General features: G+C 62.1%; 18 protein-coding genes and 1 riboswitch. Of the genes, 16 read left to right on the top strand and 2 right to left on the bottom strand.

All coding sequences use genetic code 11. The features are described 5' to 3' along the window. The first annotated feature begins 29 nt into the window (after window positions 1-29). From HGP31_RS08690 to HGP31_RS08715, 6 genes are all read left to right on the top strand, one after another. Window positions 30-1,097, top strand: a complete 1,068-nt coding sequence (locus tag HGP31_RS08690; RefSeq protein WP_168757470.1) for a DUF2066 domain-containing protein — start codon at window positions 30-32, stop codon at window positions 1,095-1,097. 37 nt (window positions 1,098-1,134) lie between these two features. Further along, on the top strand, window positions 1,135-2,208 hold the full coding sequence (locus HGP31_RS08695; protein ID WP_168757471.1) for an AI-2E family transporter: 1,074 nt from the start codon (window positions 1,135-1,137) through the stop codon (window positions 2,206-2,208). A gap of 197 nt (window positions 2,209-2,405) precedes the next feature. Beyond that, window positions 2,406-3,110: a DnaA regulatory inactivator Hda gene (hda, locus tag HGP31_RS08700; protein WP_008063324.1), complete on the top strand. Its 705-nt coding sequence runs from the start codon at window positions 2,406-2,408 to the stop codon at window positions 3,108-3,110. A gap of 226 nt (window positions 3,111-3,336) precedes the next feature. Beyond that, entirely contained in the window at window positions 3,337-3,984 is a 648-nt protein-coding gene (locus HGP31_RS08705; RefSeq protein WP_042955704.1) for a C40 family peptidase, read from the top strand. 165 nt (window positions 3,985-4,149) lie between these two features. Then, a complete protein-coding gene (locus HGP31_RS08710; RefSeq protein WP_168757472.1) occupies window positions 4,150-4,686 on the top strand; it encodes a C40 family peptidase in 537 nt (178 codons plus the stop codon). A gap of 18 nt (window positions 4,687-4,704) precedes the next feature. Next, entirely contained in the window at window positions 4,705-5,358 is a 654-nt protein-coding gene (locus HGP31_RS08715) for an O-methyltransferase (RefSeq protein WP_020799784.1), read from the top strand. A 1,060-nt stretch (window positions 5,359-6,418) separates the two neighbouring features. On the opposite strand, the gene HGP31_RS08720 is transcribed toward HGP31_RS08715, so the two are convergent. Both HGP31_RS08720 and HGP31_RS08725 read right to left on the bottom strand, forming a co-directional pair. Beyond that, window positions 6,419-7,732 (bottom strand): PQQ-dependent sugar dehydrogenase, encoded by a 1,314-nt coding sequence (locus tag HGP31_RS08720; RefSeq protein ID WP_083348464.1) that lies wholly within the window; start codon window positions 7,730-7,732, stop codon window positions 6,419-6,421. Window positions 7,733-7,800: 68 nt separating this feature from the next. Beyond that, entirely contained in the window at window positions 7,801-8,385 is a 585-nt protein-coding gene (locus HGP31_RS08725) for a hypothetical protein (RefSeq protein WP_020800356.1), read from the bottom strand. Window positions 8,386-8,536: 151 nt separating this feature from the next. Then, window positions 8,537-8,771: riboswitch (cobalamin riboswitch) on the top strand. A gap of 83 nt (window positions 8,772-8,854) precedes the next feature. Here HGP31_RS08725 and cobO point away from each other — a divergent pair. From cobO to HGP31_RS08775, 10 genes are all read left to right on the top strand, one after another. Next, complete coding sequence (gene cobO / locus HGP31_RS08730; RefSeq protein WP_168757473.1) at window positions 8,855-9,466, top strand: cob(I)yrinic acid a,c-diamide adenosyltransferase; 612 nt, start codon at window positions 8,855-8,857, stop codon at window positions 9,464-9,466. After that, complete coding sequence (locus tag HGP31_RS08735) at window positions 9,463-10,848, top strand: cobyrinic acid a,c-diamide synthase CobB (protein ID WP_168757474.1); 1,386 nt, start codon at window positions 9,463-9,465, stop codon at window positions 10,846-10,848. The genes cobO and HGP31_RS08735 overlap by 4 nt, the downstream gene beginning before the upstream one ends. Continuing rightward, window positions 10,841-11,491 carry a 5,6-dimethylbenzimidazole synthase gene (gene bluB / locus HGP31_RS08740; RefSeq protein ID WP_033043976.1) on the top strand — a complete coding sequence of 217 codons (651 nt, stop codon included), beginning with the start codon at window positions 10,841-10,843 and terminating at the stop codon, window positions 11,489-11,491. The genes HGP31_RS08735 and bluB overlap by 8 nt, the downstream gene beginning before the upstream one ends. Beyond that, a complete protein-coding gene (gene cbiB, locus HGP31_RS08745) occupies window positions 11,488-12,396 on the top strand; it encodes an adenosylcobinamide-phosphate synthase CbiB (RefSeq protein ID WP_033043975.1) in 909 nt (302 codons plus the stop codon). Before bluB ends, cbiB begins: the two co-directional genes overlap by 4 nt. Continuing rightward, window positions 12,389-13,381: a threonine-phosphate decarboxylase CobD gene (cobD, locus tag HGP31_RS08750; protein WP_020800351.1), complete on the top strand. Its 993-nt coding sequence runs from the start codon at window positions 12,389-12,391 to the stop codon at window positions 13,379-13,381. The genes cbiB and cobD overlap by 8 nt, the downstream gene beginning before the upstream one ends. After that, window positions 13,378-14,829, top strand: coding sequence for a cobyric acid synthase (locus HGP31_RS08755; RefSeq protein WP_168757475.1), 1,452 nt, complete (start codon window positions 13,378-13,380; stop codon window positions 14,827-14,829). The genes cobD and HGP31_RS08755 overlap by 4 nt, the downstream gene beginning before the upstream one ends. A gap of 148 nt (window positions 14,830-14,977) precedes the next feature. After that, window positions 14,978-15,499, top strand: coding sequence for a bifunctional adenosylcobinamide kinase/adenosylcobinamide-phosphate guanylyltransferase (gene cobU, locus HGP31_RS08760; protein WP_168757476.1), 522 nt, complete (start codon window positions 14,978-14,980; stop codon window positions 15,497-15,499). Further along, window positions 15,496-16,551 carry a nicotinate-nucleotide--dimethylbenzimidazole phosphoribosyltransferase gene (gene cobT, locus HGP31_RS08765; protein WP_168757477.1) on the top strand — a complete coding sequence of 352 codons (1,056 nt, stop codon included), beginning with the start codon at window positions 15,496-15,498 and terminating at the stop codon, window positions 16,549-16,551. The genes cobU and cobT overlap by 4 nt, the downstream gene beginning before the upstream one ends. After that, on the top strand, window positions 16,548-17,123 hold the full coding sequence (gene cobC, locus HGP31_RS08770) for an alpha-ribazole phosphatase family protein (protein ID WP_168757478.1): 576 nt from the start codon (window positions 16,548-16,550) through the stop codon (window positions 17,121-17,123). The genes cobT and cobC overlap by 4 nt, the downstream gene beginning before the upstream one ends. A 2-nt stretch (window positions 17,124-17,125) precedes the next feature. Further along, on the top strand, window positions 17,126-17,860 hold the full coding sequence (locus tag HGP31_RS08775) for an adenosylcobinamide-GDP ribazoletransferase (RefSeq protein ID WP_168757479.1): 735 nt from the start codon (window positions 17,126-17,128) through the stop codon (window positions 17,858-17,860). Window positions 17,861-17,884 lie beyond the last annotated feature (24 nt).

Genomic DNA, 17,884 nt, shown 5'->3' on the forward strand with positions numbered 1-17,884 from the left:
CCAGCCGCCTTTGTCTTCAGGAATATTCCATGGGTTTTTGTAAATTCTTGTTTGTGGGCTGTTTGTCACTGGTTAGCCTGACCAGCCTGGTAGGCCATGCTGAAACCGTCAAAGGCCTCTATCAAGTGCGCGAACCGGTCAACGGCCAGTCGCCAGAGGAGCGTGAGCAAGCCACGCAGCGAGCGCTCGATACGCTGGTCTTGCGCCTGACCGGCGATCCCAAGGCGCCGCAGAATCCCGGGTTGGCGGCGATTCGCAAAGACCCGCAGCAAATCATCAGCCAATACGGCTTTGAGGCAGGCCCGCCGGAAGTGTTGAAAGTCGATTTCGACCCGGGCACCACCGATCAGGCCCTGCGTCGGGCCGGGTTGGCGATGTGGGGCGCCAATCGGCCGTCGATACTGGGCTGGTGGTTGAACGATTACACCGAGGGTTCGAGCCTGGTGGGCGATGGTCAGGCCGGTGCGACACCCCTGCGTCGCGCCGCGCAGCACCGTGGTTTGCCCCTGCGTCTGCCGCTGGCGGACTTGAACGAACAAATCGTCGGCACCGGGCCGAATCTGGAAAGTGCCGATCCGTCGGCACTGCGCAGCGCGTCACAGCGTTACAATGCCGACGCCTTGCTGGCGGTCCATGCCCGTGAAGAGGGCGGCCAATGGCAAGCCAAGTGGCAATTGTGGCTGGGCGACCAGAAAGAGGCCGGCATCGCCCAAGGCGCCGATCAAGCCGCATTGGCGGACGCGGTAATGCTAGCGGTCAACCAGCGGCTCGCGCCTCGATTTGTCGTAAAGCCTGGGGCCTCGGCCGCGCAGTTGCTGGAGGTCCAGGGCATGAATCTGGAGCGGTATGCGACCCTGGGGCGCCTGTTGGAGCCTTTCGGCGGTCGTCCGCAAAGTGTCGACGGCGACCGGATTCTTTATCGGGTCAATGGCAGTACCGATCAACTGCGAGCGCAATTATCGCTGGCCAGGTTGCAGGAGGTTGCGGGGGAGCCGGCGCCGGTGCCCGCGGCGCCGGTCCAGCCTGTCGCCGGTGGTTCGGTTCCCGCGGTAGCGCCCGCACCGGCACCGACGCCGCAATTGCGTTTCCGCTGGTAGGATTTTCTTTCTTTATATAGAAGCAATGGAGTGGTTCATGGCCGATACGCGGCGTTGGTTCTGGTTGGGTGGAGTGCTCTTGCTCTGCGCGTTTGTCTGGCTGTTGCACCCGATCCTCACGCCGTTCCTGGTGGCGTTGTTGTTGGCCTATCTGTTTGACCCCCTGGTGGATCGGCTGGAAAACGCCGGACTGTCCCGGACCTGGGGCGTGATTGCGGTATTTGCGTTGTTCACCCTGATCTTCACCACGCTGTTGCTGGTGTTGGTGCCGATGCTCGCCAAGCAGTTGTTTCGCTTGTATGAACTGGCGCCGCAGATGCTCGATTGGCTGCAGCACACTGCATTGCCCTGGGCGCAATCGAAGTTCGGCCTGTCGGAGGGCTTCTGGAAGTTCGACAAACTCAAGGCCGCGATCAGCGAGCACATGGGGCAGACGACCGACATCGTTGGCGTGGTGTTGAGCCAGGCGACGGCATCTGGTTTGGCGTTGATCGGCTGGCTGGCGAACCTGGTGTTGATTCCGGTGGTGAGTTTCTACTTGCTGCGGGACTGGGACCTGATGATGGCCAAGATCCGCAGCCTGCTGCCGCGCGATCGCGAAGAGCGCGCAGTGGCGCTGGCCGCGGAGTGCCATGAAGTGCTTGGTGCCTTCGTCCGCGGGCAATTGCTGGTGATGGTCGCGTTGGGTGTGATCTACGCCGCGGGTCTAATGCTGGTGGGCCTGGAGTTGGGCTTGTTGATCGGGATGATTGCCGGTCTGGCGGCGATTGTGCCGTACATGGGCTTTATCATTGGCATTGGTGCGGCGCTGATTGCCGGGCTGTTCCAGTTTGGCGGCGATCTGTACCCCATGATGGGTATTGTCGCGGTGTTCATGGTCGGTCAGGCGCTCGAGGGCATGGTGCTCACGCCCTTGTTGGTGGGGGACCGCATCGGCCTGCACCCGGTGGCAGTGATCTTCGCCATTCTGGCCGGGGGCGAACTGTTTGGTTTCACCGGTGTGTTGCTGGCGCTGCCCGTGGCGGCGGTGATCATGGTGCTGTTGCGCCATGTGCATGATTTGTATAAGGATTCTGGTATGTACAGTGGTGTGGACGAACCACAGCAGTAGAAGGGGTCGCGGGCAGCCCGGATTGACGCCCGGTGGCTGCCCATGGCGCCAGAGAATCTGTCATAAAACCGGTGCGCTAACGCAAACCTTTGATTTTGCTTGTGGTCTGTCGCATTGTGCGGTCGGCTTCACGGGTATAAACTTCGCAAACTTTACACAGAGGCCACTAACGGTTCCTTTGGAACTGTTCAGTCAGCATGAAACCGATTCAGCTGCCCCTAGGTGTGCGTCTGCGTGACGACGCCACCTTCATCAACTACTACCCAGGCGCCAATGCCGCTGCACTCGGCTATGTCGAGCGGCTGTGCGAAGCCGACGCCGGCTGGACCGAAAGCCTGATCTACCTGTGGGGCAAGCATGGGGTAGGGCGTACGCATCTGTTGCAGGCCGCGTGCCTGCGCTTCGAACAGATGGGTGAACCAGCGGTGTACCTGCCGCTGGCCGAGCTGATGGATCGCGGCATCGAGATTCTCGACAACCTCGAGCAATACGAGCTGGTCTGCCTGGATGACTTGCAGGCGGTGGCGGGCAAGGCTGACTGGGAAGAAGCGTTGTTCCACCTGTTCAACCGCCTGCGTGACAGTGGTCGGCGCCTGTTGATTGCCGCGTCGACTTCGCCACGCGAGCTGCCGGTAAAGCTGGCGGACCTCAAGTCGCGCCTGACCCTGGCGCTGATATTCCAGATGCGCCCACTCTCCGACGAAGACAAGTTGCGCGCCCTGCAGTTGCGTGCATCTCGCCGCGGCCTGCACCTCACCGACGAGGTCGGGCACTTCATCCTGACCCGCGGTACCCGCAGCATGAGTGCGTTGTTCGAACTGCTTGAGCAACTCGACCAGGCCTCTCTTCAAGCGCAGCGCAAGCTGACCATCCCGTTCCTGAAAGAAACCCTGGGCTGGTAGCCAGGTCCCGTAAATTCAAGGCTTGCAGCGAATTTCGACAGATTCAAGGCGTCAGAAAATCCGCTTTCCTGATGGGGGCAGGCTGCGCAAGTGTCTGGAATGGGCTTTAGCGCTTAGATGTAATCGGGAAACCAAGAAGTCACAAAAAGTTCGATTGAATTTGCAAATGAGGATGATAGAAGGCATAGTCTCGGCTCTTGAAAACCATTCAGCCACGGTCGTGCCCATGCTAAATCGCTTTGCACCCCTCGTGCCCCTCGCACTCGTTACCCTGTTGTTCGGTTGCGCTGCCCACACGCCAGTGTCCGAGCAAGCGCAACAACAGCAGGTTCAACATTCCGGTTCCGCCCAGTCTTCCGCTCTCTATAAGCAAGCGTTTGAACTCGAAGAAGCGGCTACTGAAAAAGAACTGGCCAGCTTCGCCGATGGTAAGTCGTACCAGCTTCCGGTTCTGGCCGACAGCATCCTCGAACGCGGCATGTCCCTGATCGGTACCCGTTACCGTTTCGGCGGTACCTCCGAAGCCGGTTTCGATTGCAGCGGTTTTATCGGTTATCTGTTCCGTGAAGAAGCGGGCATGAACCTGCCACGCTCCACTCGCGAAATGATCAACGTTGATGCGCCGCTGGTATCGCGCAGTAAACTTGAGCCAGGTGACCTGCTGTTCTTCGCCACCAACGGTCGTCGCGGTCGCGTCAGTCATGCCGGGATCTACCTGGGTGACAATCAGTTCATTCACTCCAGCAGCCGCAAAAGCGGTGGTGTGCGCATCGACAACCTCGGTGATAGCTACTGGAGCAAGACCTTCATCGAAGCCAAGCGAGCACTCGCCATGGCTCCTGCAGCGGCGCCAATCGTCACTGCCCGCAAGTAAGCGCACATTTCGTAAGGCGAACTTAAAGTCTTACTTGAAGTTTGCCTGATAAGCGCTAAAATTCTGATTCATGAATGATGGCAAACCGCCTGCGTGATCCGCAGGCGGTTTTCTTTTCTGCGCTCCCGCAGAAATTAGCCGCAGCCTGATCAGGATGCTCTGCTTATGACGATGTCGGCCCGCCTCGCAATCATGTTGTTCGCAGCGCTGCTCAGTGCCTGTGCAAGCCGTACACCGCCGCCTGCGCCGGTGGTTCTCGCGCCCATCGTGTTCAATTCCTCCCAGGACTTTTCGCCTGAAGCGCAAGACGTGCTGTTTCGCGCGTTGGGGCTGGTCGGCACGCCTTATCGCTGGGGCGGTAACACGCCGGACTCCGGATTTGATTGCAGTGGCCTGATTGGCTACGTCTACCGTGACATGGCCGGTATTTCCCTGCCCCGTACCACCCGCGAAATGATCTCCATGCAAGCGGCCAATGTCGGCAAGGAAGGCCTGCAAACCGGTGACCTGATTTTCTTCGCCACCAACGGTGGTTCCCAGGTCAGCCATGCCGGCATCTACGTTGGCGAGGGCCGTTTCGTGCATGCGCCGGCTACCGGTGGCACGGTCAAGCTCGACAGCTTGTCCAAGGCTTATTGGCAAAGAGCCTACCTGAGTGCCAAGCGCGTCCTGCAACCCGAGCATTTGGCGCGCAACCCGTAACCGCCAGAGGGTGTTGTCATGACTGCCCGCACGCTCAATCTCGACGATTCGCTCTATCAGTACCTGCTCGACGTCTCCCTGCGCGAAACCCCGCTGCTCAAGCGCTTGCGCGATGAAACCCAGGCGCTGCCCATGGCGCGCTGGCAGGTGGCGCCGGAACAGGGGCAGTTTCTTGCGTTGCTGGTGAAGCTCACCGGTGCGAGGCGTGTGCTGGAAGTCGGCACGTTCACCGGTTACAGCGCCCTGTGCATGGCAGCGGCATTGCCGACTGACGGTTCGCTGATTTGCTGTGACATTCCCGGGGATTACAACGCCATCGCGCACCGCTATTGGCAGGAGGCCGGCCTGTCCGGGCGAATCGATCTGCGGCTGGCGCCTGCGCTGGAAACCCTGGGCGCGCTGGATCAGCCAGGCCAGTTTGATTTGATTTTCATCGATGCCGACAAGGCCAACTATCCGGCGTACCTGGAGCAGGCGCTTCGTCTGTTGCGCAACGGTGGACTGGCGGTGTTCGATAACACCCTGTGGAGTGGCCGGGTGCTTGAGGACAACCCCGAGAGCGCCGATACCCGCGCCATCCAGGCGCTGAATCGCGCCCTGAAGGATGACGCGCGGGTGGATCTGTCGCTGTTGCCGCTGGGGGATGGGCTTACCCTTTGCCGTAAGCGCTGATCTCTCGCGTTTGTACCCGATCCAAACTGTAGGAGCTGGCTTGCCGGCGATGGCGGTCTGACAGCCGGCCTATGTTTTGTTGACTGTGTACATATCCATTCCTGCGGTAACGGCCACCTAGGGTTTCGCCCTTACGGCGAGTCACTTGGAAGAGCCTGTAGGAGCGAGCATGCTCCGGGCGGCGTTCCGACGATGGTCGTCAACGATGACGAGGGCTATCTGAATGCCCGTGTTGTTCTGGCGTTTTTCGCGAGCATGCTCGCTCCTACAGGGGTCGCCGCGATGGGCCATCCTTGGCCCAGCGCGGCTAAACCGGCATCCATGCCGGTTTACCCACTGCGCAGAACCTCCACTCGGCCTCTCGATGTGGCAAGAAAATCAAAAGCCAGATCAAGATCAAACGCAAAAGCGAGGCGGCCTGACAGCCGACCTGATCGGGAGCCGTACGCATTCCCTTGTAGGAGCCAGGCTTGCCGGCGAACCAGGCGCTGCGGTGTGTCTGTTGTACCGTGTTATCGTTCTTCGCCGGCAAGCCTGGCTCCTACAGGGGATTGGGGGTATCTGCACAAGCCAGGTCGGCTTTAAGGCCGCCTCGCTTTGGCTTTTGATCTGAGTGCCCCGTTAACCACGATGGCCGAACGCAGGCATTGCGCAGTGGGGAAACCGGCAGGACGCCGGTTTAGCCGCGCTGGGCCAGGGATGGCCCATCGCGGCGACCCACGGAGCAATGCCGGAGAGAGGGCATGCCGAGCCCTAGCGAGGCACCAAGTGGTGGGGCAAAGCCTTTTGCTTACTTTTTGGCGTTTGAAAAAGTGAGTCGCCGTAAGGGCGAAACCATAAGTAGCCGTTACCGCAGCAACGGATATGTACTCAGAAAACAATCTCCCACAACAAGCTTCGATGCGGCATGGATCAACGTTGGTAGAGGCCCCGATGGACGTCGTCACAGGTTGACGGACAGACTCAGGGTGTGAGGGGGCAAGAAAATCAAGATCTAAAGCCAAGCAAAAGCCAAAGCCAAAGCAAAAGCCGACCGGTCGGCCTGTTTTTCAAGTGCAGGTTAATGAGCGGCCGACACCCGCCACACCTTATTCCCCACATCATCGGCCACCAGCAAGGCGCCTTGCTGATCGATCACCACGCCCACCGGCCGACCCATGGCTTTTTCCTCATCATTGAGGAACCCGGTGAGCACATCCACCGGTTGCCCGCTTGGCTTGCCACCGCTGAAGGGCACGAAAATCACTTTGTAACCGCTGTGCGGCTTGCGGTTCCAGGAGCCATGCTGGCCGATGAACGCGCCTTCCTTGAACTGCGCCGGCAACCTGTTGCCTTCGGCAAACGTCAGGCCAAGTGAAGCGGTGTGAGGCCCCACCGCATAGTCCGGGGCGATCGCCTTGGCCACCAGGTCCGGGTTTTGCGGGTCGACACGCTCGTCGACATGCTGGCCGTAATAACTGAATGGCCAGCCATAGAAGGCGCCGTCTTTCACCGAGGTGATGTAGTCCGGCACCAGGTCGCTGCCGATTTCGTCCCGCTCATTCACGGCCGTCCACAGCGCACCGCTTTGCGGCTCCCAGGCCATGCCGTTGGGGTTGCGCAGGCCTGAAGCGAAGATCCGGTGGTTGCCGGTGGCGCGATCCACTTCCCAGATCGCCGCGCGCCCTTGCTCCTGGTCCATGCCGTTTTCGCCGACGTTGCTGTTGGAGCCCACCGTGACATACAGCTTGCTGCCGTCCTTGCTGGCGATGACGTTTTTGGTCCAGTGGTGGTTCAGGGTGCCCCCTGGCAAGTCGACGACCTTGATCGGTTTGTTCTGGATTGCCGTGTCGCCGTTCTCATAATGGAAGCGCAACAGCCGGTCGGTGTCGGCCACGTACAGGTCATTGCCGACCAGGGTCATGCCGAAGGGCGAGTTGAGGTTTTCCAGGAATACCGTGCGGGTTTCGGCAACGCCATCGTGGTTGCCATCTCGCAGCAGGGTGATGCGGTTCGGGCTCGGCACGCCGGCACCGGCGCGCCCCATGACTTTCTTGGTGATCCAGCCCTTGATGCCTTTGTTGTCATCGGGTTTGGGCGGGGCATTGGTTTCGGCAACCAGCACGTCGCCATTGGGCAGCACATAAAGCCAGCGTGGATGATCGAGGTTCTCGGCAAATGCGCCGACATGAGTACCGCTGGCCGCGACGGGTTTTGCGCCGTCCGCCCAGCCAATGGCCGGGGCGATGTTCATTGTCGGGAACAGCGTCTTGTTCGGTTCCGGTAGCTTGGGGGACGGCCCGATGCCGTCGGTGACTTGCAAGCGGGCGGTTTCGCCACAGGCGACGAGCCCTCCCGCTAATGCGATGACGAAAACCAGCTCGGATGTGCGCATTGCTGACCTTCCCTATGAATGCAGTGACTTAAATCATAGAGAAGCGGCAAAGCCCGATGGTTCAACCTTTAGCCGCGAGCTTCCTTGAGCAACACGGCAATGCCTGGGTGATAGTGACCGGCTTCATTGCGCAATTTGCGATAGGCATAGGGGAAATACCAGGCCACGGCGCAGCAATGCTCCTTTTGCAGGTCATCGACCATGTCCTGGAGTTCCTCCGGGGTGGCGCCTTGCTGGCTCTTGTGGGGAGCGACGAACAGGCAGCCGATTCTCAGGTCGCTGGCGTAGCTGATTTTTTTCGCGTCACTGGTGATGTCCAGCAAGGCCTGGGTCAGGTTCAGGCTGTTAACGCGTGGCCAGCGCTGCGTGGCCTGCAGCCAGGCGCGATCTTCGGTGGTGGCGATAAACAGGTCGGCGCGGCCGTTGCGTTCGCCTTCTTCGGTCTGTTTGCGCGTGGGCGATTGTTGCAGTGTGACCATCTCAGCCATCCAAGCCGCGGCAGAAAGCAGGCCGAGGTTGGCTTTTTCATCGAGCCAGTAGGGTGTCTCGTTGTCGCCGCGAACGGCGTTATAACGATCGATACAGTCGAACCAGCGCTCCAGCACCGGACGCAGGAATTCCAGCTTCGGATTACTGATGATCATGCCTTGCATAGGGCTCACCTTATTATTGTGTTGTGAGATTGTGGCAAATTGATATCGCTGAAGTGAGTGTGACACAAGATTGACGTCATTTTATGAATGGTTGGCAGTTATTCGTTCCGGCACCCTGTCTTCAATTGACGCTCCACCCCCAACCCTCTAACCTTCGCCGCTTGTTTCAGGTGCTCTGTGGCTTGGGTCGACAGAGTGAAACAGGGAAGCCGGTGAGTGAGCGCTTCAGTCGATGAAGCCCTGCGATCCCGGCGCTGCCCCCGCAACGGTAAATGAGTGAAAACTGCGCTTGAAGCCACTGCGTCGATCCATCGATGCGGGAAGGCGCGCAGCGAGGCGTCACGCCGCTCATGAGCCCGGAGACCGGCCTGATCCATCCAAGCGGCATCACGGTGGGCGATGCCAGGCTTCTTGCCGTCTATTCTTGTGCCTGCCCGCCGTTAATCCTGCCTCAACGGAGAGCTCCCCCATGTCTGACAATCCTGATCGTGACGAACGTCACCTGGCGCGCATGCTGCGCAAAAAGGCCGTGATCGACGAACGCATCGCCAATTCCCCAAACGAATGTGGCCTGCTGCTGGTGCTGACCGGCAATGGCAAAGGCAAGAGCAGTTCGGCGTTCGGCATGCTGGCGCGTGCCATGGGGCATGGCATGCAGTGCGGCGTGGTGCAGTTCATCAAGGGGCGTAACAGCACCGGTGAAGAGCTGTTCTTCCGGCGCTTTCCCGAGCAGGTGCGTTTTCATGTGATGGGCGAGGGCTTCACCTGGGAAACACAGGATCGCCAGCGCGACATCGCGGCTGCCGAAGCGGCCTGGGCGGTGTCGCAGCAACTGCTGCGCGACCCGTCCATCGGCCTGGTGGTGCTGGACGAACTGAACATCGCCCTCAAGCACGGCTACCTCGATCTCGATCAGGTGCTCAGCGATTTGCAGGCGCGTCCGCCTATGCAGCACGTGGTGGTTACTGGTCGCGGCGCCAAGCCGCAGATGGTTGAACTGGCGGATACCGTCACTGAAATGGGCATGATCAAGCACGCCTTCCAGGCCGGTATCAAGGCGCAAAAAGGCGTGGAGCTGTGAACCAGCCTCGACGTTGCCCGGCGGTGCTGATTGCTGCGCCGGCGTCCGGCCAGGGCAAGACCACCGTGACCGCTGCGCTGGCCCGGTTGCATCGTAACCAGGGCCGTAAGGTTCGCGTGTTCAAGTGCGGCCCGGACTTTCTCGATCCGATGATCCTCGAACGCGCCAGCGGTGCGCCGGTGTATCAACTGGACATGTGGATGGTCGGCGAGCTGGACAGTCGCCGCCTGTTGTGGGAGGCCGCTGGCGACGCTGACCTGATCCTGATCGAAGGCGTCATGGGGCTGTTCGACGGTACGCCGTCCAGCGCTGACCTGGCGCGGCATTTCGGCGTGCCGGTGCTCGCTGTGATCGACGGCACCGCCATGGCCCAGACCTTCGGCGCACTGGCCCTGGGCCTGGCGCGTTATCAGCCGGACTTGCCGTTTGCCGGCGTGCTGGCCAACCGCGTGGGCACCCTGCGCCACGCGCAACTGCTCGAAGGCAGCCTGACCGAAGGCCTGCGCTGGTATGGCGCCTTGTCACGGGAGACCGGGATCGAATTGCCGAGTCGACACCTTGGCCTGGTGCAGGCCAGCGAGTTGAATGACCTGGATGTGCGCCTCGATGCGGCGGCCGAGGCCCTGGCCGGCAGTTGCGAAGTCGAACTGCCGCCGGCGGTGGAATTCGCCGCGCCCGATGTGGTGACAGTCGAGCCCTTGCTGGCTGGCGTGCGCATCGCCGTGGCCCGTGACGAAGCGTTTGCCTTTACCTATGGCGCCAGTCTCGATGTGCTGCGGGCGATGGGCGCCGAGCTGCGGTTTTTCTCGCCGATCCGTGATGCAGGTTTGCCAGAGGCCGACAGCCTGTACCTGCCGGGTGGCTATCCGGAATTGCACCACGTGGCATTGGCGCAGAACACTGCCATGCTCAGCGCCATCCGCGCCCACCACGCGGCAGGCAAACCCTTGCTGGCCGAATGCGGCGGCATGCTTTATTTGCTCGATTCGCTGACCGATGTCGAGGGCACTCGTGCCGAGCTGGTCGGCTTGTTGAAGGGCGACGCGGTGATGCAAAAGCGCCTTGCTGCATTGGCTCTGCAAGCGGTTGAGCTGCCGGAAGGTTCTTTGCGCGGGCATACCTATCACCATTCGTTGACCACGACCGAGCTTGTTCCGATTGCCCGTGGCCTGAGTCCTAACGGCGGGCGTGGGGCCGAAGCGGTTTATCGTGAGGGGCGGATGACGGCCTCTTACGTGCACTTTTATTTCCCGTCCAATCCATCAGCGATTGCCGCTTTGTTTGCGCCTGACTGGACGGACGCCTTCGCGAGCAGGCTCGCTCCCACAGGGGAACGCATATCAAATGTGGGAGCGAGCCTGCTCGCGAAGAGCCATGACTGACAACGCCTTCAGCCAGGCCGAACGCGACGCGGTCTACCGCGCCATCGGTGAACGCCGCGACATGCGTCACTTCGCCGGCGGCACGGTCGAGCCCGAGCTGCTGCGACGCCTGCTCGAAGCCGCGCATCAGGCCCCAAGTGTCGGCCTGATGCAGCCCTGGCGGTTCATCCGCATCAGCGATCGAGCCTTGCGTGGCCAGATCCAACAGCTGGTGGAGCAAGAACGTATCCGCACCGCCGAGGCCCTGGGTGAGCGCACCGACGAATTCATGCACCTCAAGGTCGAGGGCATCAACGATTGCGCCGAAGTGCTGGTCGCCGCGTTGATGGACGATCGCGAACGGCACATCTTCGGTCGTCGCACCCTGCCGGAAATGGACCTGGCCTCGTTGTCTTGCGCCATCCAGAACCTCTGGCTGGCGTCCCGCGCCGAAGGGCTGGGCATGGGCTGGGTCTCGCTGTTCGAACCGCAAGCCTTGGCGGACCTGCTGGGCCTGCCGCCTGGTGCCAAGCCCCTGGCCATTCTCTGCCTGGGACCGGTCAAGGCCTTCTATCCGGCGCCAATGCTGGTGCTCGAAGGCTGGGCGCAGGCGCGTCCGTTGAGTGAGCTGCTGTACGAAAATTATTGGGGAGTGAGTCAATGAGTGTGGCGTTGTTGAGTGTCGCCGCGGTAGCGCTGGATGCGCTGCTGGGTGAGCCCAAGCGCTGGCATCCGCTGGTGGCGTTTGGCCGTTTCGCCGAGCGCATCGAGCAACGTTTCAATGGTGGCGGTCGCGGCTGGCGCAGCCATGGGGTCACCGCGTGGGTGATCGCCGTAGTGCCGCTGACCCTGTTGGCCACGGCGCTCTCATGGGCGCCGTACGTCGGCTGGATCGTCGAGATTCTCGCGCTCTATTGCGCCCTGGGCATGCGCAGCCTCGGCGAGCACGTCACGCCGGTGGCCAAGGCCTTGCGCAGCGGTGACCTTGAAGAAGCGCGCCAACGCGTGAGTTATCTGGTCAGCCGCAAAACCAGTGATCTGGATGAAACCGCCGTGGCCCGTGCCGCCACCGAATCGGTGCTGGAAAACGGCAGCGACGCGGTGTTCGCCGCGCTGTTCTGGTTTGCCGTGGCCGGTGCGCCCGGCGTGGTGCTCTACCGTTTGAGCAACACCCTGGACGCGATGTGGGGCTATCGCAACGAACGCTTCGAGCGTTTCGGCTGGGCGGCGGCCAAGATCGACGACGTGCTCAATTACATTCCGGCGCGCCTGGTGGCGCTGACCTATGCACTGTTGGGCAAGACCCGACTGGCGTTGAAATGCTGGCGTACCCAGGGGCCAACCTGGGACAGCCCGAATGCCGGTCCGGTGATGGCGGCGGGTGCCGGTGCGTTGGGCGTCGAGCTGGGCGGGCCGGCGATTTATCACGGTGAACTGCATCAGCGCCCGACGCTGGGCGAGGGCGTGCCGGCGGATGCCGACGCCATCGACCGCGGCTGGCAACTGGTGCAGCGTGGGGTATGGTTGTGGCTGCTGATTCTGTGCGTGGGGTCTGAATTTTATGCTTGAGCACGGCGGACGACTGCGCAAGGCGGCGCACGATTACGGCATCGATGAAGCCGATTGGCTTGACCTGTCCAGCGGCCTGGCCCCCTGGCCGTTTCCAGTGCCGGACATCCCGCAACGGGCCTGGGCGCGATTGCCGGAAACCAATGACGGTCTGGAGCAGGCGGCCTGCGACTACTACGGCACCTTGCAAGCGTTGCCGGTCGCCGGTTCGCAGATGGCCATCCAGTTGCTGCCGCGTTTGCGGCGGGCGGGCAAGGTCGGCGTACTGTCACCCTGTTATGCCGAACATGCCGAGGCGTGGCGGCGCAATGGCTACATCGTGCGCGAAGTGCTGGAGCAGGAGGTCGACTTCTTCGTCGATAGCCTCGACGTGCTGGTGGTGGTCAACCCGAATAATCCAACCGGGCTGAACCTGACGCCCGCCCGGCTGCTCGACTGGCATTCGCGCCTGGCCCCGCGCGGTGGCTGGCTGGTGGTGGACGAGGCCTTCATGGACAACACGCCGCACCTGAGTGTGGCGCCGTTTGCCCATCAGGTAGGCTTGATCGTGCTGCGCTCCTTTGGCAAGTTTTTCGGCCTGGCCGGCGTGCGCCTGGGTTTTGTCCTGGCTGAGCGCAAGTTGCTCAAGTTGCTCGCCGAGCAAGTAGGGCCGTGGGCGGTCAGCGGGCCGACCCGAGTGCTGGGCCAGGCGTGCCTGCGCGACACCGAAGGGCACGTTCGGCAGCGCGAGCGCGCCGATGAGGCCAGTGCGCGGCTGGCCACCCTGTTGACCCGGCACGGCTTCCAACCCCAAGGCGGGTGCGCCTTGTTCCAATGGCTAATCACCGAGCGCGCCGAAGTACTGCACGAGTTCATGGCCCGGCGCGGCATTCTATTGCGCCTGTTCACCCACAACAGCAGCCTGCGTTTCGGCCTGCCTGGCGATGAAGCCGACTGGGCCCGCCTCGACTGCGCGTTCGACGCCTTCACCAGGGAAAGCCAATGACCACGCTAATGGTGCAGGGCACCACATCCGACGCCGGTAAAAGCACGCTGGTGACGGCACTGTGCCGCTGGGTTACGCGCCAGGGTGTCAGCGTGGTGCCGTTCAAGCCGCAGAACATGGCGCTCAATAGCGCGGTGACTGCCGACGGTGGCGAGATTGGTCGCGCGCAAGCCGTGCAAGCCCAGGCTGCTTTTCTTGAGCCCCACACCGACATGAACCCGGTGCTGCTCAAGCCCAACAGCGATACCGGCGCCCAGGTGATCATCCATGGGCGTGCAGTCACCACGATGAATGCCGTGGCCTATCACGACTACAAATCCATTGCGATGCAAGCGGTGCTGGCGTCCCACGAACGCTTGAGCTCAGCGTATCCAGTGGTGATGGTCGAGGGGGCGGGCTCACCGGCCGAGATCAACCTGCGCGCTGGCGACATCGCCAACATGGGCTTCGCCGAAGCGGTCGATTGCCCGGTGGTGCTGATCGCCGACATCAATCGGGGCGGGGTTTTCGCTCACCTGGTGGGCACCCTGGAACTGCTGTCGCCCTCCGAGCAGGCGCGGGTCAAAGGTTTCGTCATCAACCGTTTTCGCGGTGACATCGCCCTGCTGCAACCCGGTCTCGACTGGCTGGAAACGCGCACTGGCAAACCGGTGATCGGCGTACTGCCGTACGTGATGGACCTGCACCTGGAGGCCGAGGACGGCATCGACCAGCGCCAGGCCGACAAGGCCGGGCAGCTGTTGAAGGTAGTGGTGCCGGTGCTGCCGCGCATCAGCAACCACACCGATTTCGATCCACTGCGCCTGCACCCGCAAGTGGACCTGCAATTCATTGGCCCCGGCCAGGCGATTCCAGCGGCCGACCTGATCATTCTGCCAGGCTCGAAAAGCGTGCGTAGCGATCTGGCCTATCTGCGCGCCAATGGCTGGGACGCCGCGATCTCGCGACACCTGCGCTATGGCGGCAAAGTCCTGGGTATTTGCGGTGGCCTGCAGATGCTCGGCGAGCAGGTGCATGACCCGCTGGGACTTGAAGGCGCGCCGGGGTCCAGTGATGGCCTGGGCCTGCTGGCATTCACCACGCAGCTCGAAGAACACAAGCAGCTACGCAACGTGCGCGGGCGTCTTGCACTGGAGAATGCCGAGGTCTGCGGCTATGAGATTCACGCTGGCGTTACCACCGGACCTGCCCTGGAAAATGCCGCCGTGCAGTTGGACGATGGTCGTTGCGATGGCGCGCAGAGTGTCGATGGGCAAATTTTCGGCACCTATTTGCATGGCCTGTTTGAATCCCCGGCGGCGTGCAGTGCGCTGTTGCGATGGGCGGGTTTGCAGAATGTGCAGGAGGTGGATTACCACGGCTTGCGCGAGCGGGATATCGAGCGCTTGGCGGATCTGGTTGAAAAGCATCTGGATACCGGGCTGTTGCGCGAGCTCTGTGGTTTTTAAGTTGGCCGTGCTGGCCCCATCGCGGGCAAGCCCGCTCCCACAGGGTTACCGGGTGTACTTAAGTTTTGTGACCAACCCAAACAACTGTGGGAGCGGGCTTGCCCGCGAAGGGGCCCGTCATGACACTGCACATTTTATGGAATAAACCATGCTCCAACTGATCCTCGGCGGTGCCCGCTCTGGGAAAAGTCGCCTGGCGGAAAAACTCGCCAGCGACAGCGGCCTTCAAGTGACCTACATCGCCACCAGTCAACCCCTGGACGGTGAAATGAACGAGCGTGTCGCCCATCACCGCGCCCGCCGTCCGGCCGAATGGGCGTTGATCGAAGAGCCTGTGGAACTGGCCCGCATCCTGCGCGAAACCGCCAGCAGCGAGCGCTGCCTGCTGGTGGACTGCCTGACGTTGTGGATGACCAACCTGCTGATGCTCGATGACACCGAGCGTCTGGTGGCCGAGCGCGAAGCCTTGCTCGAATGCCTGGCGTCGTTGCCGGGTGAAATCATTTTTGTCAGCAACGAGACCGGAATGGGCGTCGTGCCGCTGGGCGAATTGACTCGCCGCTATGTCGATGAAGCCGGTTGGCTGCATCAAGCCCTGGCCGAGCGTTGCCAGCGTGTCGTCCTGACCGTTGCCGGCCTGCCCCTGACTTTGAAAGGAACTGCTTTATGAGCCCAACCTGGTGGCTGAACCCCTGCCAACCGATCGACGCCCAGGCGGTCGAGCAGGCGCAAGCCCGTCAACAGCAACTGACCAAGCCGGCCGGCTCACTCGGTCAGCTTGAGTCGGTGGCGGTGCAACTGGCCGGACTGCAGGGGCAGGTGAAGCCGAGTCTGGAGCGGTTGTGGATCGCGATTTTTGCCGGTGACCATGGTGTGGTGGCCGAGGGAGTGTCGGCCTATCCCCAGGAAGTCACCGGGCAGATGCTGCTCAACTTCGTCAGCGGCGGTGCAGCGATCAGTGTGTTGGCGCGGCAGTTGGGCGCCTCCCTGGAAGTGGTCGACCTGGGCACCATCACACCGTCGTTGAACCTGGCGGGTGTGCGACACCTGAACATCGGGCCCGGCACGGCGAATTTTGCCCAGGGGCCAGCGATGACCGCGGCGCAAGGCGAACGCGCGTTGCAGGCCGGTCGCGACAGCGTTGAGCGCGCCGTTGCGATGGGTGCGCAACTGTTCATCGGTGGCGAAATGGGCATCGGCAACACCACGGCGGCCAGCGCCCTGGCCTGTGCCTTGCTCGATTGCCCGGTGGTGCATCTGGCCGGGCCGGGTACGGGGCTGGATGCGGCGGGTGTCAGTCGTAAAGCGCAAGTGATCGAGCGCGCGCTGGTGCTGCACGGCGCTCAACGTGGCGATGCGCTGCAGACCTTGTTCAATCTGGGCGGTTTTGAAATCGCGGCACTGGTGGGCTCCTACCTGGCGTGCGCCCAGCAAGGCATTGCAGTGCTGGTGGACGGGTTCATCTGCAGTGTCGCGGCCTTGGTCGCGGTGCGGTTGAATCCGTCGTGCCGCCAATGGCTGTTGTTCGGTCATCGCGGAGCCGAGCCGGGCCATCGTCATGTGCTGGAAACCCTGAAGGCCGAACCCTTGCTGGACCTCGGCTTGCGCCTGGGCGAGGGCAGTGGTGCCGCGCTGGCCGTGCCATTGCTGCGTCTGGCCTGCGAGCTGCACGGGCAGATGGCGACGTTCGCCGAAGCGGCGGTGGCGGACCGTCCGGCATGATCTTGCATCTGGACTTGTTGCGTCACGGTGAAACAGAACTCGGTGGCGGCTTGCGCGGCAGCCTCGACGATGCGCTGACCGACAAGGGCTGGGCGCAGATGCGCCAGGCGGTGGCGGGGGAGGGGCCCTGGGATCGCCTGGTCAGCTCGCCTTTGCAGCGCTGTGCGCGTTTCGCCGAAGAACTGGCGATGCAGGCAGGACTGCCGATCGAGCTGAACAAAGACCTGCAGGAACTGCACTTCGGTGCCTGGGAGGGACAGAGTGCCGTGGCACTGATGGAAACCGACGCCCAGGCCCTGGGTTTGTTCTGGGCTGATCCGTATTCGTTTACCCCGCCAGAGGGTGAACCGGTCGCGGAGTTTTCAGCGCGAGTACTCGCGGCGGTCGCACGCCTGCATGGGGCGTACGCCGGAGAGCGTGTGCTGCTGGTCAGTCATGGCGGGGTCATGCGTTTATTGCTGGCCCACGCCCGGGGCTTGCCCCGCGAGCAACTGCTCAATGTCGAAGTGGCGCACGGCGCGCTGTTCTCCCTCTTGGTCGAGCCCGGTGGTGTCTTGAGGGAAGTGCGCTGAACATGTTGCCATTCTGGATCGCCCTGCAATTTCTCAGCAGCCTGCCGATTCGTCTACCGGGCATGCCAACGCCTGAGGAACTGGGGCGCTCGCTGCTGTTTTATCCGCTGGTGGGTGTGCTGTTCGGCGTGATTCTGTGGGCGCTGAACGGGCTGTTGCTGGGCACGCCACTGCTGCTCCATGCCGCACTGCTATTGACGGCGTGGGTGCTGCTCAGTGGCGCGCTGCACCTGGATGGCCTGGCCGACAGCGCCGATGCATGGCTGGGCGGATTCGGCGACCGCGAGCGCACGCTGACGATCATGAAGGATCCGCGCAGCGGGCCGATCGCCGTGGTCACGCTGGTGCTGGTGTTGCTGCTCAAGTTTGCCGCGTTGCTAGCGTTGATTGAGCAGCAGCACAGTGTGCTATTGATCATCGTCCCACTGATTAGCCGCAGCGCGTTACTGGGGTTGTTCCTCACCACGCCCTACGTGCGTCCCGGTGGATTGGGCCAGGCGCTGGCCGATCATCTTCCGCGGTTGGCGGGCAAGCAGGTGTTGGCGGTCAGTGCCTTGTTGTGTGTGCTGATCGCTGGGTTCAACGGCGTTTGGGCGCTGCTGCTGGCGGCGCTGATGTTTGCCTGGCTGAGGCAGGTGATGCTGCGCCGATTGGGTGGCACGACAGGTGACACGGCAGGGGCGTTGCTGGAGCTATTGGAAGTAGCCGTGCTGGTGGGCGTGGCGCTAATCCTGTAGGAGCGAGCATGCTCGCGATGGAGG

It is taken from the genome of Pseudomonas umsongensis, assembly GCF_012647205.1.
GTDB classification, from domain to species: domain Bacteria; phylum Pseudomonadota; class Gammaproteobacteria; order Pseudomonadales; family Pseudomonadaceae; genus Aquipseudomonas; species Aquipseudomonas umsongensis.